The sequence below is a fragment of the Collinsella aerofaciens genome, from assembly GCF_015553355.1.
In the GTDB taxonomy this organism is placed as follows: Bacteria; Actinomycetota; Coriobacteriia; order Coriobacteriales; family Coriobacteriaceae; genus Collinsella; species Collinsella aerofaciens_V.
In genome coordinates this window covers 1-22,286 of the sequence record NZ_JADNGN010000008.1, presented here as the reverse complement: position 1 = coordinate 22,286, position 22,286 = coordinate 1, and the positions used below count along the sequence as shown (strand labels likewise).

The following is a 22,286-nucleotide window of genomic DNA, read 5'->3' as shown; positions in this document are numbered from 1 at the left end:
GTCATTTCCCAGCCTCGAAATGCTCGTAAGCAGCCATGCCAGTCGCCGTGAACGTCTTCCCATCCCGGTACACGCGCAGCGCCGAATCCAGAAGGGGCAGATACGCCATGGCGCCCGCGCCCTCGCCCAAGTGCATGCCTGCGACGAGGGGTGCCTTTATGCCGAGCTCGCGAAGGAGCTCCTGGCTTGCGGGTTCGCTAGATGCGTGGGTGCCCACGAGGTAGCCCAAGGCGTTGGGGCACAGGCGCACCGCGCACAGGGCCGCCGTGCAGGATATGACCCCGTCGAGGAGCGCCGGCGCCTTCGAGGCCGCGGCCCCCAGGTAGAAGCCGCACATCGCCGCGATGTCGAAGCCGCCCACCTTCGAGAGCACGTCGATCGGGTCGGCGGGATCGGGCGAGTTCGCGTCGATAGCGCGCTCGACCACGTCGCGCTTGCGCGCGAGCGAGGCGTCCGAGAGCCCCGCGCCGCGCCCGACGAGGCTCCGCGCGTCCGCCCGGATGAGCACTGCGGCCACCGCCACCGAGGTGGTCGTGTTGCCGATGCCCATCTCGCCCGCAGCGAGAAGGCGCACGCCGGCGCGGGCAAGCCCGCACGCGACGGCGATTCCAACCTCGATCGCGCGCACGGCCCCATCGCGAGACATGGCGGAGCCGTGCGCGATGTTGCCGCTCCCCCGCCGCACGTTCGCGCGCACCATGCGCGCGTCTTCTATGCCCCGGGCCATACCCACGTCGACGGGCACGACCTCGGCACCCGCGAACGCCGCCATGCGGCAGGCGCTCGTGGCCCCCTCGCACATGTTGCGCGCGACGGCTCGCGTCACGTCTTGCCCGCTTTGCGACACGCCTTCGGCAACGACCCCGTTGTCGGAGAAGAATACCGCGAGCGCACGGGGAAACTCGGCCACCTCGGCGCTCCCCTGAGCCGCGGCGATACACGCGACGGCGTCTTCAAAGTCGCCCAATCCCCCCAAGGGGTGCGCGATGGAGTCCCACGCGGCGTACGCGGCGGCGCGGGCACACTCGTCTGCGGGCGCGATCCGGGAGAGCGCGGCTTCGAGAACGGCGCCCGGCGCCGACGAGAACGCGCGCTCGACTTCCTCGCGGATACAGGCAAGCGCGGTTTCGGTTGCTTCAGCCATGCCGTCTCCTCTCTGCGAACGACGCCGCGGCAGACGCGAACGCGCGCACAACGTCGGGGTTCGCAGGATAGTACACATGCGGGAAGCCCGCAACCAGGGACGGGGTGGTCGTCATGCACGGCCAGCCCTTGTCGCGCCGGGGCTTCTGCGCCCAGAAGTCGCCGCCCGGGCAGGTGGACTGCCAGTAGTGGAACTCGTGCGCGCGGATGCGTGTGCCGCGCGGCCCGTAGAGCCCGTCGCGTTGGGAAGTGAGCTCCACGTACCCGAAATGGGAAAGCCTTCCCCCGTTCTCGCTTGCGCCCTCAAGGGCGCCCGCAACAGGCCAGCGCCGCCCCTCGCTATCGGAGATTTCGCGCTGCAGGTACAGAAACCCACCGCATTCGGCGACCGTCGGCATGCCGGATTCCACCGCGCGCCGCACCGCCTCGCGCATCGGCGCGTTCTCGGAGAGCTGCCGCACATGGAGCTCCGGGTAGCCGCCTCCCAGATAGAGGGCGCTTGTCCCCCGGGGCAACTCGCTATCACACAGGGGGCTGAAAAAGGCCAGCTCGCAACCCAGGTCCTCGAGCGCGCGCAGGTTCTCCTCGTAGTAGAACGAGAACGCCTCGTCACGCGCGACGGCAACGATGGGCCGCGCTCCCGCGATCGGCTCCAACCGGTAAGGTTCCTCGCGGATATCGGGTGCCGTCGCCGCTATTCCGAGCAAGCGGTCGACGTCGACGCTCTTTTCCACCAGCTCGGCCATCTTGTCGATGCGCGCGGAGAGCTGCTCGACCTCGTCGGCGGTCACAAGTCCCAGATGACGGCTTTCGAGCGAGAACGCCTCGTCGGCGGGAATATTACCCAAAACCGCGACGCCCGTGTGCTTCTCGATCGCAGGCGCCGCGTAGGCGCAGGCAGCGGTGCTCGTCTTGTTCAGCACGACGCCGCGCACGTTCGCACAAGGCAGGAACTCGGCGATGCCGCGAATTACGGCGGCGAGCGATAAAGACGCCCCGCGCCCGTTCACCACTAAAACGACCGGCGTTTCCGTGTCGCACGCAACCTGGTAGCTGCTCGCGTCGGCCACGCCGGGCGCCATGCCGTCGTAGAAGCCCATGACCCCCTCGAGCACCGCGACATCCGCGCCCGCGGCGCCGCGTGCGAGCAGGGCGCGCAGCGTCGGGGCGTCGGTGAAGAAGCCGTCTAAGTTGCCCGAGCGCGCGCCCACGACGCGACGATGAAAGAGCGGATCAATGTAGTCGGGGCCGCATTTGAAGGCCGCGCATGCAAGGCCGCGGCGCGCGAGCGCGCGCAGGAGCGCGCACGTAACGACCGTCTTGCCGCTCCCGCTCGAGGGCGCAGCGACCATGAAGCGCGGGATGGTCGTGCTCACCGGGCGCCGCCTTCCCCACCTGCACCACGCGCGCTGACGAGGAACACGGGGTTTTGCGCCTTCATGAGATGGTGCGAGCCTACAGCCTCGGCGCGGGCGGCCGACACCTGGCACGCCTCGAACCCCTTAAAGCGCGAACCCGAGAGGAGCGCGCACGCCTCGGTGAGCGTCTCAACGGTGACGCATGGCACGCACAGGCGAACCTGCGAGTTCTTCTCGAGCGCCGCCTCCACGATAGAGGGAAGCTCGCCCGCGCTCCCGCCGACGAACACGGCGTCGGGGACGGGCAGTTTCGCGAGCGCTTCGGGGGCGACACCGGGGACCGCATGCACGTTGCCGCACCCGAATGCATCCGCGTTCTCCCGGATGAGCCGCACGCCGGCCGCGTTGCGCTCAACCGCCCATACCGACCCCGCTCGCGCGACGAGCGCCGCCTCGATCGACACGCTCCCCGTGCCGGCGCCGACGTCCCACACGGTGTCGGTCGCGGTAAGGCGCAGTTTCGCGAGCGCGACGGCGCGCACCTCCTGCTTGGTCATGGGAACGTCGCCGCGGATGAAGAGCTCGTCGGGAATGCCCGAGGAAGCGTACGGCCAGCGGGAGCTCGCGGCACGGGATGCGCTAGAGCCCACAGGCGACCCGGCGCCGCCTGCGAACTCGATAAGCATCACGTTCAAGTCGTCAAACGTCTGACCTGCGATTTCACTTGCGGTCGCGCAGGTGATGCGCTCGTCGGGGTACGACAGGCGCTCGGCCACCGTCACGCGCGCGTCCCCGAAGCCCGCTTGCGCAAGCTCGCACGAAAGCCGCGAGGGGTCTTCCCCGCCCGACGTGGCGAGGAAGAGCTCACCTGCGCGCTCGGCCTCGGCCACGATGTCGCACGCCACGCCGTGAGCGCTCGCGAAGCGCCAATCCTGCCATGGACGCGCAAGGCGCGCGGCGAGATACGACGCTGAGCTTATGCCGGGAACAACGCGCACGTCCACCTGCGCGTCGCCGGAGAGCGCCTCCACCAGGCGGCGCGCGCCGCTGAACAGCCCCACATCGCCCGTCATCACGACCACGGCGCGCCGCCACGACGCCGCATCGGTGAGCGCGGCGACGATGTCCGCCGTCTTCACGAGCTCGCATCTCACCACGTCGGGCGGCACGTCGATGCCGGCAAGCGCGCGATGAGCGCCGATGACCACGTCGGCGATGTCGATCGCGTCGAGCGCCGCGCGCGAGAGCAAGTCGGGGTTTCCGGGCCCCGCCCCGATGATCGTTACCTTTCGCATGGAATCTCCCGATACCCGCGCGGCGTGACCATACGGCCGCCTACGAGCTTCGTGTCCGCGTTGCCGACGAACACGGTGGTGAACATGTCGGCGTCGATCTCCCCCAGCTCGGAGAGCCTGCACATGCCCGACTGCTGCCCCTCGCGCGCGATGTTGCGTACCCAGCCGCAGAGCGTGTCGGGGGCCTTCCATTCAAGCATAATCTTCACCGCGCGCGAGAGCCTGTCGGCGCGCTTTCTGCTGCGCGGGTTGTACAAACAGATGCAGAAGTCGGCGCTCGCGACGGCGGCGAGCCTGCGCTCGATGATCTCCCACGGCGTGAGCAAGTCAGAGAGCGACACGACCGCAAAGTCGTGGGCAAGCGGGGCGCCGAGCACCGCCGACCCGCTCTGAGCCGCGGTGGCCCCGGCGATAACTTCCACGTCTACATCGGGGTAGTCCTCCGCAAGATCCAACACGGGGCTCGCCATGCCGTACACGCCCGCGTCACCGCTGCACACGAGCGCCACGGCTTCTCCGCTCTGCGCGCGCGAAAGCGCCAGGCGGCACCGTTCGACCTCGTGCATCATCGGCGTCGCGAGATGCGCCGCGTCGGGCACGGCGGCGAGCGCGAGCTCCACGTATTTCGTGTACCCAACAACGATGTCGGCCGCCTCGAGCGCGCGCCGAGCCGCAATCGTCATGCCGTCGGGGCCGCCCGGGCCGATCCCCACCACGAAGAGCTTTCCCATCACCGCTCCTTAAACGAAAGTTCGATAGATACTTTGGAAAACGCGACGGTCACGCCGCCGTGAGCGAGCTTCGGGAAGATAAGTTTGCCCCCGCCCGCGAGCGCCGCGCGCTCGCACACATTGTCGACCCCCACCGTCGCGCGCACGAAATCAGATGGCGAAACGCTGCCTTCGACCTGCGACAACTCCTCTGCGGAATACGTCGCAAGCGGGATATTGCGCGCGCGGCAGAAGGCGAGCAGACCCTCCTCGTGCGCCTTCACGTCGATCGTCGCCGCCTCGCGCACGGCCAAAGGCGAGATGCCCGCCTGCCCGCACGCGAGAAGAAACGCCTCCCCGATCGCTTCGGCGCACGCACCGCGACGGCACCCTATGCCTGCAACGATACAGGGCACGACAAGGCGAAGCGGCTCGGGCGCAGGCGCCTGCACCCGCATGCCCGCCGGCATCCCCGTCTCACCGGCGGGCACGACCTCGTCCGTTGTCTCCACCGCGCGAACGAACGCGCCTGCATTCGCGCCAGCGAACGGCGACACGACGATATCGGCCCGAGCGCGGTCGGACGCAATGTCTACCCCCTCAGGCGGCTGTCCCGAAATCGGCATGTCGGAATAGAGTGCCACGCGCCCGCCCGAAAGCAGCCGCGCCGACACTCGCTTGATGGCCTCGGGATTCGAAACGGCGAGCCCCGCACAGCGCGCCCACGTATCCACCGCCCACACGCCGCGGACGTCGGTCGCCGTGGTGATGACGGGGACGGCCCCTGCCGCGCGGGCCACAGTTTGCGCAAGCTCGTTCGCACCGCCCAAATGCCCCGACAAAAGCGGGACGGCAAAGCGCCCCGCCTCGTCAATCACCACAACCGCGGAATCGGTTGCCTTCGAGGCGACATGCGGCGCGATCGCCCGCACGGCGATGCCCGCCGCGCCCACGAACAGAAGCGCGTCCGACGCTTCCCACGCGAGCGCCGTCCATGCGCGCAGGTCGGCCTTCCCCTCGCCGAACCCGCGCGAAACGGAAACGTCCCAGCCAGGGTCGTCTTCACCTGTCCGCGCGCAATCGGAAAGCGCGCGTGCGGTGCGCTCCGCCAACGCATACCCCCTCTCAGTGAACGCTATGCAGGAAATCCTCATCTAGCGCACCACCATCGTCGAGAAGTAGCTGCCCCGATCGGGCACATCGTCAAGCGAGCGGTACACGCGCTCGCCCGGAAGCCCACAGTCCTCTACGAGCTCGGCACCGTCAAAGGCGCCCTCCTCGCGAAGAATGCGCTTCGTGTCCGCAAGCGAGCGGCGCGCCTTCATGACCACCTTCGTCCCCGGCCAGCCGATTGCGCGGCCCACCTCGTACAGCACGCCTTTACTCATACGTCGCCCCCAATACCCCGATAACTGCATCGGCGCCCGACGTGCGGAAAAGCTCGCGGCGCTCGGCGTCGAACACGACCGCGGCGATGTCGCATGCGCCCGCCGCGCGGCGGCGCAACCTGTCCTCGATTGCCGCAGCGAGCGAGGCGCACGCAGCGTCCCCCACGCCGGCGGCCTCGATTACCTCGAGTGCCGCCGTGGTCGTGACGGACGTCATGATCTCGCGCACGGTCTTCGCGCCCGCGCCGGCCATGGCCGCGTGAGCGGCCAGAATCTCCGCGCGGCAGTCGGCGGTACGCGAATGGGTGTCCATGATACCGCCCGCGACCTTCACCAACTTGCCGATGTGTCCCACAAGAAGGACATTGGTAAATCCCTCGCGAATGCAGCAATCAATCGCATCGCCCACGAAGTTGGAGATGAAGACCACCGGCGCACCGTTTAGGTGGAAATGCCCCGAGATGAACTGCCCGCCGTAGTTGCCGGGCGTGAGCACGACTCCGCACCGCCCCATAGCCGCATGCTGCCGGATCTCGAGCTCGATACTGTCGCGCAAGGCAGCGAGGCTGCGCGGCTCGACGATGCCCGTCGTGCCCAGGATGGAGATGCCGTCCTTTATCCCCAGGTGCGGGTTGAAGGTCTTTTCGGCAAGGGCAACACCCTCGGGTACCGAAATTGTCACAGCAATATCTCCAGAAAAGCCGTGCACGGCGCACACCTCGCGCACCGCCGAAGTGATCATCGCGCGCGGCGTCGCGTTGATGGCGGCCGCCCCCACCGGCTGCTCGAGCCCGGGCAACGTCACGCGCCCCACGCCCACGCCGCCGTCGACGGAAACTTCCGATTCGTGCGCGGGTACGTCCTTGCTGCCCGCAGCGCCCGTGCCCGACCCCGCATGTTCCACGCGCGCGTACACGAGCACGCCGTCGGTCACATCGGCATCGTCGCCTGCGTCCTTTCGCACGGCACACTGGGCGCACCCCTCGCCGATGCATGCGTCGACCACGTTCGCCTCGACGGGCAGCCCGCCGGGGGTGACGATCGACACGAGGCCGACGGGCTTTCGTGACAAGAGCATCTCGCAGGCCGCCTTCGCCGCGAGCGCGGCGCAGCTCCCCGTGGTGTAGCCGCAGCGCAGGCGGGTCGTCCCGGTATATATGTAGTGCTCGAAGGCCACGCTAGCTGCTCGCCTTCCGATACCCCGTGGAAAACGAAGGGTCGTAAAGCTTGCTGCGCTCGTACGACTCCGCTTGCGCGCCGTTGTGTGCAAGCCTGCCGCGAGCTCCGAGCACGCGGCCCACCACCACGAGCGCCGTGCGGTCGATGCCCTCTCGCGCGCCCGCATCGGCGAGCGTGCCCACTGTGCATCGCACCACGCGCTCCTCAGGCCAGGTCGCCTTGTACACGAGCGCCGCCGGCTCATCGGAGCTGCGGCCCGCGGCCAAAAGCTCGGCGGAAAGCTCGGCGAGCATACCCGAGCTCAGGAAGATGACCATAGTCGAGCCGCTTTCCGCCATGGTGCGCATGCCCTCGCCCGCGGGCATGGGGGTGCGCCCGGAAAGCCGCGTGATCACGACCGACTGGCTGATTCCCGGCAGCGTATATTCCTGGCGAAGCGCCGCCGCGGCACCGCAAAAGCTCGACACGCCGGGCACCACCTCGTAGTCCACGCCGCGCGCGTCGAGCGCGTCCATCTGCTCCTGGATGGCGCCGTACAGGCACGGGTCGCCCGTGTGCAGGCGCACCACTTCCTCGCCCCGCGCATCTGCCGCGCACATCACGTCGAGCACTTCCTCCAAGGTCATGTGCGCGCTGTCGTAGACGATGCAGGATTCCTTGCACTCGGCGAGCAGCTCGGGGTTCACAAGGCTCCCCGCCCAAACGACCACGTCGGCCGCGCGCAAAAGGCGCGCCCCGCGCAGCGTGATAAGGTCGGCGGCGCCCGAGCCAGCGCCAACGATATGAATCATCCGAGCCTTCCCTTCCCGTTTCTCATCGCAACCGTTTACGCTGCCATTCGCGCAGCGGCCAAAACACGGCGCCCGCAGCGGCAATCGGCGCAAATACGCAGGCAGGAGGCGCAATGCCGCCCGCCCTGGCTTTGACACGTTCAAAAGTGCCCACTATCATAGTAAAAGATTCGGCAACGAGCATATGACAATCGGATAAAAGGAAATGACCGGCGCGGCGCCCGCACAGCCCGCGCTGGCTTGCGGAGGGAACCAGGTGGGAATCCTGGGCAAGGGACATTACTGTATAGGACGCACGGGCGAACCGCCTCGCGCCCCAAGCCAGACTGCTTCGCCTTTTCCTCACGGCATCGCCGTGGCGTTAGCTCCTTGTGAACCCCGAGGGGTGCGCTTTTCTTTCGCTTGTGCCGACAAGCAACTGTCGCCGGGGGACCGGCAAACCGAGGAAAGGAAAAACCATGTCCGACCAGATGTCACGCCGCGGCTTCATGGGCGCCGCAGCAACCGGAGCCTTCGCGCTCGCCGGAGTCGCGCTCGCGGGCTGCTCCAGCACCTCCGCGAGTTCCGAGAAATCGAGCGAAAAGGAGAAGGCCGTGAAGCCGGTCATCCTCGTCACGAGCTTCGGCACGAGCTACAACGACTCGCGCCACATCACCATCGGCGCCATCGAAGACGCTATCCGCGAGAAGTACTGGCAGGACTACGACATCCGCCGCGCCTTCACCGCGCAGATCATCATCGACAAGCTGAAGAAGCGCGACGGCATCACGATCGACAACATGACCGAGGCGCTCGACCGCTGCGTGGAAGACGGCGTGAAGGAAATCGTCGTGCAGCCGACGCATCTCATGGCTGGCCTGGAATACGCCGACGTGAAAGACGAGCTCGACAAGTACGCCGACAAGTTCGACAAGATCTCGCTCGGCGACCCGCTGCTCACCTCCGACGACGACTACAAGAAGGTGGCCGCCGCCATTAAGGAGAACATGGCGTCCTTCGACGACGGCAAGACGGCGCTGTGCCTCATGGGCCACGGCACCGAAGCCGATTCCAACGCCGACTATGCCAAGATGCAGGAAGTGTTTAAGAACGAGGGCTTGACGCAGTTCTTCGTCGGCACCGTCGAGGCTGAACCGACCTGCGAGGATGTTATCGCCGCCGCGAGCGCCGCAGGCTACAAGAAGGCCGTGCTCGCGCCGTTCATGGTGGTCGCGGGCGACCACGCGAACAACGACATGGCAGACGAGACCGACCCCGACAGCTGGGCTGCGAAGTTCGTGGCCGCCGGCTTCGAAGTGACGTGCCTGCTCCAGGGTCTGGGACAGAACGTCGCGGTCGACGACATCTACGTCTCGCACGTGGACGACGCCATCGCCAAGCTGTAAACTCGCCGCGCACGGGGGCGCCGGTCGCGTCCCCGTGCAACGGGCATGCGCCTTCCCCGACTGACGGTGCATGCCCGTTGCATTCGCATCCCGCCCGCCCACCGCACGGCGCGGGCGGTCGAAGCGATTGAAAGGAACCCCTCCATGTTGAAGAAAACCCTCGCCTTCGCCCTGTCGGCGGCGCTTTTCGCGTTCTCGCTCGCCGGCTGCGGCGGAAATTCAATCGACAGCGCAAAGGCAAGCGATGCCGATTCCCAGGAAAAGACCGAACAGGCGGCCGATGCGCCCGAGGGCGCAAGCGCTGCCCCCATCACCGCCGACAAGGTGGCCGACGGCACCTATCCGATCACCGTAGATTCCAGCTCGAACATGTTCAGGATTGTGGACGCCCAGCTCATCGTGGAAAACGGCTCCATGCACTGCGTGATGACGCTTTCCGGCACGGGCTACGGCAAGCTCTTCATGGGCACGGGCGACGAGGCTGCCGCCGCGAGCGAGGCCGACTTCATCCCCTATGTGGAAAACGCGGAAGGCAAGTACACCTACGACGTGCCCGTTGAAGCGCTCGACGAGGACACCGCCTGCGCCGCGTGGAGTATTAGAAAAGAGCAGTGGTACGACCGCACGCTCGTGTTCGAATCCGCCGGCGTCGATCTGCGCGCCGACGCACTGAAGTAACGCCATGCGGTCGATTCTTCCCAAGGGGGAAAGCAGGAAGCGTCGCAGCATCGCGGTGCGCGCGATCGCCTGCGTTCTCGTCGCCCTGTTCGCGCTTCCCTTCGCGGGGTGCAGTGCGAGCCCGAACGCGACCGGTGCCACGACGGGCTCTCAGGAATACACTGTGAGCGTCTCGCTTTCCGGCGGGTCAGGGCGCGCAAGCATCGCCTCACCAACCACAATTGTGAAGGATGGCGACACCTACACCGCGACCATCACCTGGTCGAGTTCGAACTACGACAAGATGACCGTCGACGGCGTGGACTACGCGCCCATAAACGACGGCGGCAACTCCACGTTCGAGATACCCGTCACGCTCGACGAGGACATCGCCGTGTCGGCCGAGACCGTCGCCATGTCGACGCCGCACACCATCGACTACACGCTCCGCTTCGACTCATCCACCATGAAGGAGAAATCGGGCGACGATGCAAGCGGCGACTCCCCCGCGGGAACGGCTTCAAGCGCCGCGGCCGACTTCCACAACCCAGATTTGGGCTGCGGCTGGGAGCCGACGGGGACGCTTCAGCTTGAATACGCCAAGCACTTCACTGTCGACGAGTTCGAAGGCGGCCTGCGGCTTATCTGCGTTTCGAACGGGGAGCGCTTCCTCGTGGTACCGCAGGATGAGAAGGTACCTGATGGGTTGAGCTCTGACATCGCGGTCATAAGGCGCCCCGCCAACAAGGTGTACCTCGTGTCGTCGGCGACGATGTGCCTGGTAGACGCGCTCGATGCGAACGACAATATCATCATGTCGGGCACGAAGGCCGACGATTGCTCGGTCGCGGGCTTCAAAAGCGCACTCGAAAGTGGGGCGATCGCCTACGGCGGCAAGTACAGCGCGCCCGACTACGAGCGAATATCGGCCTCGGGCTGCACGCTCGCCATCGAGAACACCATGATCAACCACACACCCGATGTGAAGGAAAAGCTGCAGAAACTCGGACTCGTCGTGCTCACCGAACAGTCGTCGAGCGAGCCTGAAGCACTCGGGCGCGTCGAGTGGATTAAGCTTTTCGGCGTCCTGCTCGACAAGGAAGACGAGGCCGCGCACCTGTTCAACGAGCAGAAGGCCCGCGTCGAGCAAACGTCGGGGCTCGCGTCGTCAGGTAAAACCGTGGCGCATTTCTACATTAACTCAAACGGGGCCGCCGTCACGCGGCGGGCGGGCGACTACGTGGCGCAGATGATCGAGCTTGCAGGCGGCAACTACGCGCTCGATGACGCGCAGACGGCGTCGACGTCAGGTTCGTCAGTAACGCTCGAAATGGAGCGCTTCTACGCGACGGCGAAGGATGCCGACATCATCGTCTACAACGGCACCATCGACGAATCGGTTGCCACCTTAAACGACTTCGTAAGCAAAAACGCGCTATTGTCGCAGTTCAAAGCCGTGAAGAACGGCAACGTCTGGGTCACAAGCGCCGACATGTACCAGCAGATGACTTCTACCGCCGACATTATCGACGAGCTGCACGGGGCGTTCACCGGCGATGACGCGAGCGACTTCCATTATCTGAGGAAGCTCGGCTAGCACCATGAGAAGCCGACTTTCCATGGCATACGACGAATCGGGGCGCGTCGCACGGTGTCGCGTCGTGACGGCGCTGCTCGCTGTTGTCCTCATCGTGCTCGTCGGGGCCAACCTGTGCATCGGGAGCGTGCTCGTGCCCGCAGACCACATCCCCGGCATCCTTTCGGGCGGCGCGGCCAATTCCATGGAAAGCCAAGTCATCTGGGAGATTCGCCTGCCGCGCGTGCTTTCAGCCGTGCTTCTCGGCGGGGCACTTTCGCTCTCCGGGTTCCTGCTGCAGACGTTTTTCAACAACCCCATCGCCGACCCGTTCATCTTGGGCGTCTCCTCGGGCGCAAAGTTCGTCGTCGCGCTTACGATGATCGTGCTTCTGGGCGCGAACCAGGCCATGTCCTCGCCGGCCATGGTGGCCGCAGCGTTTCTGGGATCGCTTATCACCATCGGCTTCGTGCTCCTCATCGCACGGCGCATAAGTTCCATGGCCATACTCATCGTGGCGGGCGTCATGGTGGGATACATCTGCTCGGCGGCGACGAACTTCCTCATCGCCTTCGCCGACGACCAGTCCATCGTGAACCTGCACAACTGGTCTTCGGGTAGCTTCTCGGGTTCGAGCTGGGACGACATCGCGGTCATCGCGGTCGTGGTGATCACCGTGAGCGCATGCGTATTCGCGATATCGAAGCCCCTTTCCGCCTTCCAGCTGGGAGAAGCCTACGCGAAAAGCGTCGGCGTGAACGTCGCACGCTTCCGCGTGGTGCTCGTCCTTCTAGCGAGCATGCTCTCCGCCTGCGTGACCGCGTTCGCTGGTCCGGTGTCGTTCGTAGGCATCGCGGTTCCGCATCTCGTTAAGTCGGCGCTGAAGTCGTCGAAGCCTATCCGCGTGATTCCTGCGTGCTTCTTGGGAGGCGCCATCTTCTGCGCGGGCTGCGATTTGATCGCGCGCACGCTGTTCTCCCCCGTCGAGCTTTCCATCAGCGCCGTCACCGCCATCTTCGGCGCGCCGGTGGTTATCGCACTCATGTTGAAGAAACGTGTGAGGTAGATGGGGGAATTCATGCCGCGGCCCAAAACGCTCAGAGGGGAGTCGAACCTCGAAACCCCGGTCGCAACGAAGGCTGACGGAGCGCCGCTTTTCCGCATAAGCGACCTGTCGGCGGGCTACGACAAGAAGGTCGTAGTCGAAGGCGTCGAGCTGGAGGTTCGCGCGGGCGACGTCGTGGCGCTCATCGGGCCGAACGGCTCGGGCAAGTCGACCATCTTGAAAACCATCACACGCCATCTGGCACCGCTTGCCGGCGCGGTCGAGCTCGACGGGCGGGAGATTTCCCGATGGAAGACGGCGGAGTTCGCAAGGAACCTTGCCGTTATGCTGACAGATCGACCCCGGACCGAGCTCCTCACCTGCCGCGATATCATAGAGGCGGGAAGGCATCCCTACACCGGGCGAATGGGCACACTCTCGCCCGACGACCATAGTCGGGTCGACGAGGCCATGAAAACCGCACATGTGGAAGAGTTCGCCGAGCGCGACTTCATGCAGATAAGCGATGGGCAACGCCAGCGCGTCATGCTCGCACGCGCCATCGCGCAGGATCCGCGTGTGCTCGTGCTCGACGAGCCCACGTCGTATCTCGATATCCGCTACCAGATCGACCTGCTGCGAATACTTCGCCACCTTGCGAAATCGCGGAATGTTGCTGTCATCATGTCCATCCACGAACTCGAGCTCGCGCAGAAAAGCGCCGACAAGGTGATTTGCGTGAAGGACGGCCGGGTCTTCCGCGCCGGCGCACCCGAGGACATATTCACGCGCGAGACAATTGGCGAGCTCTACGGCCTTCAACATGGCACCTTCAACGAGCGCTTCGGCAGCGTGGAAATTGGGCGCCCACACGGCGATGCGCACACGTTCGTCATCGCCGGCGCAGGTACGGGGTCGGCTGTGTTTCGCCAGCTCATTCGGCAGGGCAAGGCGTTCTACGCGGGCGTTCTGCACGAAGGGGACATCGACTGCGAGCTCGCGCGCGACCTGGCGACGGAATGCGTGGCCGAGCGCGCCTTCGAGCCGATCGGGGATAAAACCATAGCCCGCGCCAAAGAGCTCCTCGTCCACTGCGTGCTCCTTATCGTGTGCCCCGCCGCCTTCGGCACTATAAACGCACGCAACGCAGAGCTCGTCGAGTTCGCACGCTCGCATGGTATCGAGGTCGTGCGAGCGTGCGAAGGCGCATCGGAGGATTCCCAATTAGAGTGGGAAGGATAAACTGGACTTTATTTTAAGGATCCTCAGGCTACAGCTCCTACGCCGGCGAGGTCTACAAGGCGCCGGAGAACCTCGTGAACAAGAATTTCCACGCCGACGAGCCCAACTAGGCCTAGTCCAAGCGAGATTCCAGACTCGACAGGCCGTTGAGAGTCAGGTCGTTGGCGACCTCAGAGACGCGCTCAATAGGAACCGAGCCGTCAGACAGCGCCCACGTGCGATAGATACCGATAATACCCGACAGCAAAAACGCCAGATAGTAGTCGAACATCTCGTCCTTGAGACCTTGGGGCAGCAGATCGCGCTCGGCAATCTCGTGCTCGAGCGGTGCACGAAGACGAGCCATAAAATCATCGAGCGGAATGTTCTCGATCAGCTGACGATTGAGCACGAGGTTGTTGCACAGCGCCTCGTTAACGGTTTTAAAGAAGGTCGCCGCCGCGCCAAGGGCGCGCTCGTTGGTGTCGCCGTCCATGGAAGCAAGCGTTTTCTCGACCGAGTCGACAATCATCTCCACAACATCGACGGCAATGGCATCGAGCAGGCCGTCAACCGTACCAAAGTGAACGTAGAAGGTTTTGCGGTCGACATTGGCCTCGCGTGCGATGGCACTCACCGTAATGTCTGCCAGCGGCTTTTCCATGAGCAGGCGCTCGAAAGCCGAAAGGATGGCATTACGGCTGCGAACGATGCGGCGATCAAGACGCGGTTTGCTGGTTGCCATGGGCGTGTCCCTTCGATATGCAAGCATTCATCAACAGATGAGAGATAATCTACGTAAGAGGATTATCCCCCATACAGCACAAATATGCCCCGCATCATGAAGAACGCACGACTGCCCTACTGCGACTTGGGATGCTTCTTCTTATTGAGTGCCGACGGAGATACGCGAATACCATCGCCTGTCTGGCGCACATAGGCTTTATGAGCCGGCTTAGCGGTCCCAGAAGCCTTCTGAGCGCGCTTCTTGGGATCAACGGTAACAGCATTCGTGGGGTGCGGCATAGTGGGCGCAGAGGGCGTCTGAGGTGTGCGGCCGAGCTTGCGCATCACACGATCCCAGCGCGCATGGATGCTCTCGTTGTGGGCGCTCTTAAGTCCCAGCAGGGGCGCAGCCAAAATGGTCGGCGCAATAAACGTAATGAGGCGCCACAGCAGATAGCCGGCGGTCGAAGCCGACCCAAAGAAATGACCCAAGAACAATGCAAAGCCGCCCTCAGCGCCACCAGTTCCACCGGGCAAGGGAACCGCAGAGCTCAGCAGCTGGACAAAGGCGCTCGCGGCCATGACCGAGAAAAAGTCGACCTCGTGGTGGCCAAAGGCAAGCATCAGGAAATACGGCACCAGATAGAAAAACGCGAGCTGCAGCATGGTGATGACCACCGTGAGCAGCATGGAAGAAAAATGTCCGGCCGAAAGCTTGAACTTCTCGGAGAAGGAGTAGATCTCGCCATCGACAAACGTGCGCCATCCCTCGATCTTAGTGGCCGAGACACCAATGCGCTCAAGCCAATTGATGATGCAATGGGCGACGCGCGTGACGGTCTTAGGCATGAGCGCGACGGCGAAGATGCCCAGCAAGATGCAGCAGTGCCCACCAAAGCTAAAGACGCACAGCAACGTCATGTCGCCATAGCGCTCGGCAAAAAACGGCATGCGAGCAAGCAGTAGGATAGCGCCCCAGGCAACGAGGCCAAACTGGTACACGATAAAACGCGTGAATTGCGTGGCGCCGGCCTCGCCCACGTTTTGGCCGGCCTTGGTCAGGCGATAGATTTGAGCCGGGGTGGAGCCCATCATCATGGGCGTCAGGTTACCAAAGAAGATGCCACTCGCCTCGACCGAGATCAGGTCGCGGATGCCGACGGGCGAATTGGGATCGAGCCAGACGGCGATCGCATAGGCCACAATGCCAAAGAACAGGTACATGAACATGCAAAGACACGCGACAACGAGCCATGACGCCTGGACGCTCGACATAGCGGCCCAGAACTGCCCCATCTGCCCGGTTACCACCAGATAGACGATATAACCTACCAGCACGACGCCGATAAAGATGGCGCCGCGGCGTGCGCTCTTATTGTCATCTCCGCCCGAGGCCTCAACCTCGACCTGGGGCTTAGACGTATGCTGAGAGGACTCCGTCATGAGACTCCTTCTAACAGTCAAAATATCTTGGATATTGTACCCGTAAGGGCCATAGGCAGAACGCAAAGCTCTGGTTCAAACGGGAATTGCAGACGGTTGTTTGAAAATAAAAAACCCGACCTTCCATGGGAAGGCCGGGTATCAGATGTATGGTAGCCCGTACCAGATTCGAACTGGTGATCTCCGCCTTGAGAGGGCGGCGTCCTAAACCGCTAGACGAACGGGCCACATGACATCTGCACTGCCGTGCTGCGAGGAAATATATTACGGGACAAAAAACGTCAGCGCAAGAAGAAATTCCAAATTGCCGAAAAATTGTCGGCAGGTTATGGAACACGCAGGTAAATTAGCTACCCCAGGTGCAAGTGAGCCAGGAGTGCTTCGCGCTCGTTGGTGATGTTATCTTCGATCACGGCGTCGAGGGCGGAGTTGAGAAGCTGACCCAGTTCCGGCCCGGGCTTGACTCCGGCACGGATCAGGTCGCCGCCGTTGATGGCGAGCATCTTGAGCGTATGGGGCTCCCCTGCCTTCAGCAGCTCGTGCGCCAGCGCGCGCATCTCCTCAATCGTCTCAACGTAATAGAAGCACGATGGGGCCTTGCCAAGCGTGTCAGCACGCTTGAGGTCCATGAGCTCGTCAATCAGGCGGGCCGTGTCGACGCCCTCACCCGAAAGTGCGCGCATCATATTGAGCAGGCAGGAGCGCTCGGGGCGCAGCGCCTTATCGTGATATTTGATGAGCAGGCAAACGTCGCGCACCAGGTCGTGCGAGAGTGCCAGGCGATCCATAATGACGCGCGCTTTCTTGGCGCCGAGCTCGGGATGACCGTAGAAGTGTCCGCTGCCGGCGTGATCGACCGTAAAGCACTCGGGCTTGGAGACATCGTGCAAAAACGCCGCCCACATAAGGCTCGACGATGGCGCGACGCCGTCGCACAGCGCCAGCTCCCCTGCCACCGTCAGCACACGGGCGATATGCTCGTAGACGTTAAACGCATGATAGACACTTCGCTGATCAAACCCGCGACCCGCTGCCAACTCGGGCACAGCGGCGCAGATGAGCTCAGGGTAGCGCAACATGGCGTCTCCCCCGTGACCGGTCGAAAGAATGCCCTCGAGCTCAATACCCACACGCTCGCGCGCTACGGCATCGAGCAGCGGCGCGCACTCGGCAAGCGCACGCTTGGTCTCGGGCTCAATCATAAAGTCCAGGCGGCAGGCAAAGCGCACCGCGCGCAGCATGCGCAGGGCATCCTCGTTAAAGCGACGCTTGGGATCGCCGACAGCGCGAATCAGCTTGCGCTCCAAGTCACCCTGGCCGTCGTAGCGGTCGACAAGCCCGCGCTCGGGATGCCAGGCCATGGCGTTGACGGTAAAGTCGCGGCGCGCCAGATCGTCCTCGAGCGAGGCGGCGCGCTCGACGCTCTGAGGATGGCGCCCATCGGTATAGAAGCCATCCAGACGGTACGTGGTGACCTCGATACGCTCGCCATCGGAAATAGCCGTGATTCCGCCAAATTTAATGCCCGACTCCACAACCACGATGCCGGCGGCCTCGAGCGCCGCCTTGGACTCCTGCCACAGGCCGTTACAGCACATATCAACATCGTGGCTGGGGCACCCCATCAGGGCGTCGCGCACCCAACCGCCCACGTACCAAGCCTCAAGACCAGCCGCCTCAAGCGCGCGCAGGACGCGTAGGGACGCATCGGACGGTTGCATACCGTTGAGCGAAACATTGCACATGCCTATGGCCTCCTGCACTTGTGAGCGTTAATCGATGGTTCTCAAGAAGTCTAACAAGAAACGAGAAAGCGCGCACACGCAATCGCGTCGTCGATTCGATAAAACGAGACAGCAGACACCACATATGTTCAGCGCGCAAAAAACACCCGCCTTGGTAATCCAAAGCGGGTGTTCGGCAACGATGTATCGATGCGGCTAGCAGACCTGGCGAACCTCGATGTGCTTCTTATATTCGTCCACCTTGGCAAAATCGCCCAAACCGGGGCACTCGACCACGTTGGCGCCGGTGGCCATCGACAGGCGCAGGGCGTCCTCGACGCGCTCGGGGGCGTCATGCCACACGGACAGGAAGGCAGCGAGCGAGGAATCGCCAGCACACACCGTCGACAGCAGCTTGACGTCGAAGGTGCGGTTGGCAAACCAGATGTGCTTGCCGTTGGAGAAGTACGCACCGGCGCCACCGAGGGTCAGCAGCACGTTCTTGGCGCCCTTGGCATGAAGCTCAGCCATTGCGCCCTTAACAGACTCATCGTCGCCACCGCTCACCTTAATGCCAAAGATATCGAGCAACTCGTCGTCATTGGGCTTGATCAGCAGCGGCTCCATGGCAATGAGATCTGCCAGCTGATGGCTCGAAATGTCGAGAACGAACTCGGCACCCTTGGCCTTGACGCGGCGCAGAACCTCGGCCAGGAAGCCCTCGGAAGTGTTGGGAGGCAGCGAGCCGCTGATGACCAGGCAGGTCATGTCATCGAGCGAATCGATGAGCTCAAACATCTCCTGCTCATTGGCCTCGTTGATGGCGGCACCGGCGTTGACCATGTTGTACTCGGTGTCGGGGCCGGCATTGAGGAACACGTTGACGCGCGTGATGCCGTCGGTCCACACGGGCTTGACGGGCACGCCCAGGGCCTCGGCGCCCTTGACGATGAACTCGCCCGAGAAGCCAGCGAAGAAGCCCAGGATCGTGGTGTCGACACCGTAGTGGTCAAGCGTAAACGAGACGTTGAGGCCCTTGCCGTTGGGCGTATAGACGGCGTTGCGAGTACGCGTGACGGTGTTGGCAGCAAGGCCGTCGCAGGCGATGTTGTAGTCAATGGCGGGATTTGCAGTGAGCGTGTAAATCATGAATGTTCCTTTCACGAAGCAACGTGTTAATGAAAGTATATTCCACGCATCGGTAAAAGGCTAGGACAACTCGGTGAACGGTGTGGAAGCGATGAAGTACGGCGGGACACCTCTCCCCCGTGGCGGAACAAAAAGGCGCCCCAGCCGAAACCGGGGCGCCGCATGCGCACGAATATGTCGCGTTTCGATTACTGACGATCGAGCTTGCGGACAGCAACGCGCTTGCTGTACTCGTCGACGTGACCGAAGTCGCCGATGCCGACGGACTCGGCAACGTTGGCGCCGGTGGCCATAGCGAGCTTCATGGCCTCCTCGACGTTGTCGCGATCCCTGTACCACTTGTGCAGGAACGCAGCGAGGGTGCAGTCGCCGGCGCAGACGGAAGAGACCAGCTTGATGTTGAACTCACGCTTGGCGTACCAGATGTCCTCGCCGTTGGAGAAGTAAGCGTCGCCGCGGCTACCACGGGTGAGCAGCACGTTCTGAACGCCAGCGTCGTGAGCCATCTTCATGGCAACGCGAACCTCGTCGTCGGTGTCGACCGGCACGCCGAAGATGGCCTTCATCTCGTGATGGTTCGGCTTGATGAGCAGAGGCTTCTTGTGAGCGAGCTCCTTGAGCTTGTCGGAGGACAGGTCCAGGACGACGTCGGCGCCACGAGCCTGAGCGTGCTCCATGACCTGAGCCAGGAAGTCAGGCGTAGCTTTGGGAGGCACGGAGCCGGAGACGATCAGGCACTCGAGATCGCCCGCGGTGTCCAGGATGTTGTAGAGCTCCTCCTGGTGCTGCGGCGTGATCGGAGCACCCGGGTTCAGGATGCCGTACTCGTGCTGGCCATCGTTGACGTAGGTGTTAATGCGCGTGATACCGTCGGTCCAGACCGGGCGGCAGAGGCAACCCAGGTTCATGACCTCCTCGACGATGAACTTGCCTGTGAAGCCGGCGAAGAAGCCGAGCGCGACGGTGTCGACGCCCATCTTCTTAAAGGCGAAGGACACGTCGAGGCCCTTGCCGTTAGCCGTGTAGCTGGCCGAGCCGGTGCGGACGTTCTCGTCGGGCTCGAGCGGAGAGCTCGAAACCGTCATGTCGACAGCCGGGTTAGCGGTTAGCGTGTAGAACATTTACAGTACCCCCTGTATATGTGAGGGCCGCGTGGCCGGCCCATTCCAACCACGCGGTTACCTCTGATACCAAATTAGCGAGCTGCGGACTCGAGCAGTGCCTTGACCTCGGCGGCGGTGTTGCAGGCGAGTGCCTTCTCGGCGAGCTCGTCGCACTCGGCCTTGGTCCACTGGCTGATGGTCTTGCGGGCGCGCAGGATCGACGGAGCGCTCATCGAGAACTCCTCCAAGCCCCAGCTGATCAGCAGCGGCTCGAGCAGCGGATCAGCAGCGGCCTCGCCGCACATACCGACCATGATGCCGGCCTTCACGCCGCTCTCGATGATGTTCTTAAGCGAGCGGAGCACGGCGGGATAGTACACCTGGTACAGGTTGGAGATGGTGTCGTTGCCTCGGTCGGCGCACATGGTGTAACCGATCAGGTCGTTGGTGCCGATGGAGAAGAAGTCGGCGACCTCGGCCAAACGGTCAGCGAGCAGCGAAGCAGCAGGCGTCTCAACCATGATGCCGACCTCGATGTTCTCGTTGAACTTGCGACCCTCTTCGGTCAGCTCGGCCTTGCACTGCTCGACGAGCTCCTTGACAGCCAAGACCTCCTCGACGCAGGTGACGAGCGGGATCATGATCTTGACGTCACCGAAGGCGCTAGCGCGCAGCAGAGCGCGGAGCTGGACCTTGTACTGGTCGGGATTGGCCAGGCAGTAACGCACGGCGCGGAAGCCCATGAAGGGGTTATCTTCCTTGACCATGTGCAGATACGGAATCTCCTTGTCGCCGCCCACATCGAGCGTGCGGATGATGACCGGAGCACCCTTGAGCGCGCTGGCGACCTTACGGTAGGCGTTGAACTGCTCCTCCTCGGAAGGAAGCTCAGCAGAGTCCATGAACAGGAACTCGGAGCGGAACAGACCGATGGCCTCGGCGTCGTGATCGAGCGCGTTGGGCACGTCATCGGGGTTACCGATGTTGCAGGCGATGATCTTCTTGATGCCATCGGCAGTCACGGACGGCTTGCCACGGAAGGCCTCGAGGGCTGCCTTCTCGGCAGCGAAGGCCTCGGCCTTGGCGGTGTAGGCAGCGAGCGTCTCCTCGTCGGGATCGGCCTCGACGATACCCTTGCCACCGTCGACGACAACGGTCATACCGTTGCGCAGCGCGGTGCAGCTGTTGGAAACCGAAAGGACAGCCGGGATCTCGAGGGCGCGCGCAATGATCGCGGAGTGCGACGTGCGGCCACCGGTCTCGGTGACGATACCGGCAACGTGGGCCTTATCGATCGTGGCGGTCATGGACGGCGTGAGGTCGTGCACGACAACAACGGTGTTCTCAGGCAGGACGGAGAGGTCGACGACCTCCTTGCCCAGCAGCTCGGCCAGAATACCGGTGCGGATGTCGGCGATGTCGGCCGCGCGCAGACGGAACATCTCGTCGTCCATGGACAGGAACATGTTCTCGAACATGGTCGAGGTGTCCATGAGCGCCTGCTCGGCGCAGGTGCCGCCGTCAATGGCGGCGTTGATGGCGTCAGTCATGCCCGGATCCTGAGCCAGGACAATGTGTCCGCTCATGATCTCGGCCTCGGCCTCGCCCACCGTCTCCTTCATGTGGTCGGCCTGAGCCTGGGTCTTCTCGCAGAAGACCGAAAGAGCGGACTGATAGCGCTCCTTCTCCGCTGCCGAATCAGCAACCTCGTGCGGCTCAAACGTCAAGTCGGGATCGACGGCGACCATGACGGTGCCGATACCGATGCCCTCGGAAGCGTTGACTCCCTGATACATTCCCATTCCTCTCTCCGTGTCATGTGATAAAGCGTTTTGCCATATCCATGACAAAAGAGCGCAGCTACCTTACAACAGGTCACTGCGCCCCCAAATATGAACTTAGTTGTTCAACATGCGACCCGTTTGAGTTCTACTCGCCAAGACCGCTCTTGATGAGCTCGATGGCAGCAGCCAGAGCCTCGGCCTCGTCGGCGCCGTCGCACTTGACCTCGACCTCGGTACCGCAGGGGATACCAGCAGCCATGAGGGCCATCGGGGACTTGCCGTTGACCTCCTTCTCGGGGGTGACGACCGTCACGTCACAGGCGTACTTGCCCATGGTGGAGGCGAACAGACCAGCCGGACGCATGTGCAGACCCTGAGGATTAACGAGGGTAGCCTTCTCAGAAACCATAGTTGACTCCTTTTTTGTGTTTAACCCCTGTCATGTATGTGGCAGGAGTCAGATTCACGACGTTGTTTATATTAACTCACATCAAACGGTTTTTCATTGTGTTTCGCACGAATTGTTGGACAGCCTTGATTATCGACTTCATCCGAACACCTCCCACATTCATCCGTACATGTACGGATGAATGTGGGAACCCGATACCC

At 63.4% G+C, this 22,286-nt stretch carries 20 protein-coding genes and 1 tRNA gene; 5 read left to right on the top strand and 16 right to left on the bottom strand.

Annotation, left to right across the window (positions count from 1 at the left end; genetic code table 11):
• Position 1 precedes the first annotated feature (1 nt).
• The 8 genes from I2D57_RS03510 to cobM are packed head-to-tail and all read right to left on the bottom strand — an operon-like array spanning position 2 to position 7,864.
• Entirely contained in the window at positions 2–1,144 is a 1,143-nt protein-coding gene (locus tag I2D57_RS03510) for a nicotinate-nucleotide--dimethylbenzimidazole phosphoribosyltransferase (RefSeq protein WP_195361488.1), read from the bottom strand.
• Complete coding sequence (locus tag I2D57_RS03505) at positions 1,137–2,519, bottom strand: cobyrinate a,c-diamide synthase (protein ID WP_324249192.1); 1,383 nt, start codon at positions 2,517–2,519, stop codon at positions 1,137–1,139. The genes I2D57_RS03510 and I2D57_RS03505 overlap by 8 nt, the downstream gene beginning before the upstream one ends.
• The gene (gene cbiE / locus I2D57_RS03500; protein ID WP_195361487.1) at positions 2,516–3,796 is read right to left on the bottom strand and encodes a precorrin-6y C5,15-methyltransferase (decarboxylating) subunit CbiE; all 1,281 of its coding nucleotides are present in this window, start codon (positions 3,794–3,796) and stop codon (positions 2,516–2,518) included. The genes I2D57_RS03505 and cbiE overlap by 4 nt, the downstream gene beginning before the upstream one ends.
• Positions 3,784–4,527, bottom strand: a complete 744-nt coding sequence (gene cobJ / locus I2D57_RS03495; protein WP_195361486.1) for a precorrin-3B C(17)-methyltransferase — start codon at positions 4,525–4,527, stop codon at positions 3,784–3,786. Before cobJ ends, cbiE begins: the two co-directional genes overlap by 13 nt.
• Positions 4,527–5,618 carry a cobalt-precorrin 5A hydrolase gene (locus I2D57_RS03490; protein WP_229055604.1) on the bottom strand — a complete coding sequence of 364 codons (1,092 nt, stop codon included), beginning with the start codon at positions 5,616–5,618 and terminating at the stop codon, positions 4,527–4,529. The genes cobJ and I2D57_RS03490 overlap by 1 nt, the downstream gene beginning before the upstream one ends.
• A 42-nt stretch (positions 5,619–5,660) precedes the next feature.
• Positions 5,661–5,894: an SAM-dependent methyltransferase gene (locus tag I2D57_RS03485; RefSeq protein ID WP_195361484.1), complete on the bottom strand. Its 234-nt coding sequence runs from the start codon at positions 5,892–5,894 to the stop codon at positions 5,661–5,663.
• Entirely contained in the window at positions 5,887–7,071 is a 1,185-nt protein-coding gene (gene cbiD / locus I2D57_RS03480; protein WP_324249191.1) for a cobalt-precorrin-5B (C(1))-methyltransferase CbiD, read from the bottom strand. The genes I2D57_RS03485 and cbiD overlap by 8 nt, the downstream gene beginning before the upstream one ends.
• A 1-nt stretch (position 7,072) precedes the next feature.
• A complete protein-coding gene (gene cobM, locus I2D57_RS03475; RefSeq protein ID WP_195361483.1) occupies positions 7,073–7,864 on the bottom strand; it encodes a precorrin-4 C(11)-methyltransferase in 792 nt (263 codons plus the stop codon).
• 458 nt (positions 7,865–8,322) lie between these two features.
• Between cobM and I2D57_RS03470 the strand changes: the two genes are divergently transcribed.
• The 5 genes from I2D57_RS03470 (at position 8,323) to I2D57_RS03450 (ending at position 13,769) form a co-directional block, all read left to right on the top strand.
• Complete coding sequence (locus I2D57_RS03470) at positions 8,323–9,249, top strand: sirohydrochlorin cobaltochelatase (RefSeq protein ID WP_161144935.1); 927 nt, start codon at positions 8,323–8,325, stop codon at positions 9,247–9,249.
• A gap of 144 nt (positions 9,250–9,393) precedes the next feature.
• Entirely contained in the window at positions 9,394–9,927 is a 534-nt protein-coding gene (locus I2D57_RS03465; protein ID WP_035138217.1) for a hypothetical protein, read from the top strand.
• Between the two features lie 4 nt (positions 9,928–9,931).
• Positions 9,932–11,503, top strand: coding sequence for an ABC transporter substrate-binding protein (locus I2D57_RS03460; protein ID WP_195361482.1), 1,572 nt, complete (start codon positions 9,932–9,934; stop codon positions 11,501–11,503).
• A 22-nt stretch (positions 11,504–11,525) separates the two neighbouring features.
• The gene (locus I2D57_RS03455; protein ID WP_195361481.1) at positions 11,526–12,548 is read left to right on the top strand and encodes a FecCD family ABC transporter permease; all 1,023 of its coding nucleotides are present in this window, start codon (positions 11,526–11,528) and stop codon (positions 12,546–12,548) included.
• A 12-nt stretch (positions 12,549–12,560) separates the two neighbouring features.
• Positions 12,561–13,769, top strand: a complete 1,209-nt coding sequence (locus tag I2D57_RS03450; protein ID WP_229055603.1) for an ABC transporter ATP-binding protein — start codon at positions 12,561–12,563, stop codon at positions 13,767–13,769.
• Positions 13,770–13,881: 112 nt separating this feature from the next.
• On the opposite strand, the gene I2D57_RS03445 is transcribed toward I2D57_RS03450, so the two are convergent.
• The 8 genes from I2D57_RS03445 to I2D57_RS03410 all read right to left on the bottom strand — a co-directional run bounded on the left by I2D57_RS03445 (position 13,882) and on the right by I2D57_RS03410 (position 22,086).
• On the bottom strand, positions 13,882–14,493 hold the full coding sequence (locus tag I2D57_RS03445; RefSeq protein ID WP_157757975.1) for a TetR/AcrR family transcriptional regulator: 612 nt from the start codon (positions 14,491–14,493) through the stop codon (positions 13,882–13,884).
• A 116-nt stretch (positions 14,494–14,609) separates the two neighbouring features.
• Positions 14,610–15,917: a lysylphosphatidylglycerol synthase transmembrane domain-containing protein gene (locus I2D57_RS03440; RefSeq protein WP_055309486.1), complete on the bottom strand. Its 1,308-nt coding sequence runs from the start codon at positions 15,915–15,917 to the stop codon at positions 14,610–14,612.
• A gap of 150 nt (positions 15,918–16,067) precedes the next feature.
• Positions 16,068–16,144 (bottom strand) — tRNA-Glu (locus I2D57_RS03435).
• A gap of 123 nt (positions 16,145–16,267) precedes the next feature.
• Positions 16,268–17,662 carry a CCA tRNA nucleotidyltransferase gene (locus I2D57_RS03430; protein ID WP_195361480.1) on the bottom strand — a complete coding sequence of 465 codons (1,395 nt, stop codon included), beginning with the start codon at positions 17,660–17,662 and terminating at the stop codon, positions 16,268–16,270.
• A gap of 195 nt (positions 17,663–17,857) precedes the next feature.
• Complete coding sequence (locus I2D57_RS03425) at positions 17,858–18,790, bottom strand: 1-phosphofructokinase family hexose kinase (RefSeq protein WP_195361479.1); 933 nt, start codon at positions 18,788–18,790, stop codon at positions 17,858–17,860.
• Positions 18,791–18,978: 188 nt separating this feature from the next.
• Entirely contained in the window at positions 18,979–19,911 is a 933-nt protein-coding gene (locus tag I2D57_RS03420; RefSeq protein ID WP_006233969.1) for a 1-phosphofructokinase family hexose kinase, read from the bottom strand.
• A 74-nt stretch (positions 19,912–19,985) separates the two neighbouring features.
• A complete protein-coding gene (ptsP, locus tag I2D57_RS03415) occupies positions 19,986–21,689 on the bottom strand; it encodes a phosphoenolpyruvate--protein phosphotransferase (protein WP_035138206.1) in 1,704 nt (567 codons plus the stop codon).
• Positions 21,690–21,822: 133 nt separating this feature from the next.
• On the bottom strand, positions 21,823–22,086 hold the full coding sequence (locus I2D57_RS03410; RefSeq protein WP_022094575.1) for an HPr family phosphocarrier protein: 264 nt from the start codon (positions 22,084–22,086) through the stop codon (positions 21,823–21,825).
• Between the last annotated feature and the right edge of the window lie 200 nt (positions 22,087–22,286).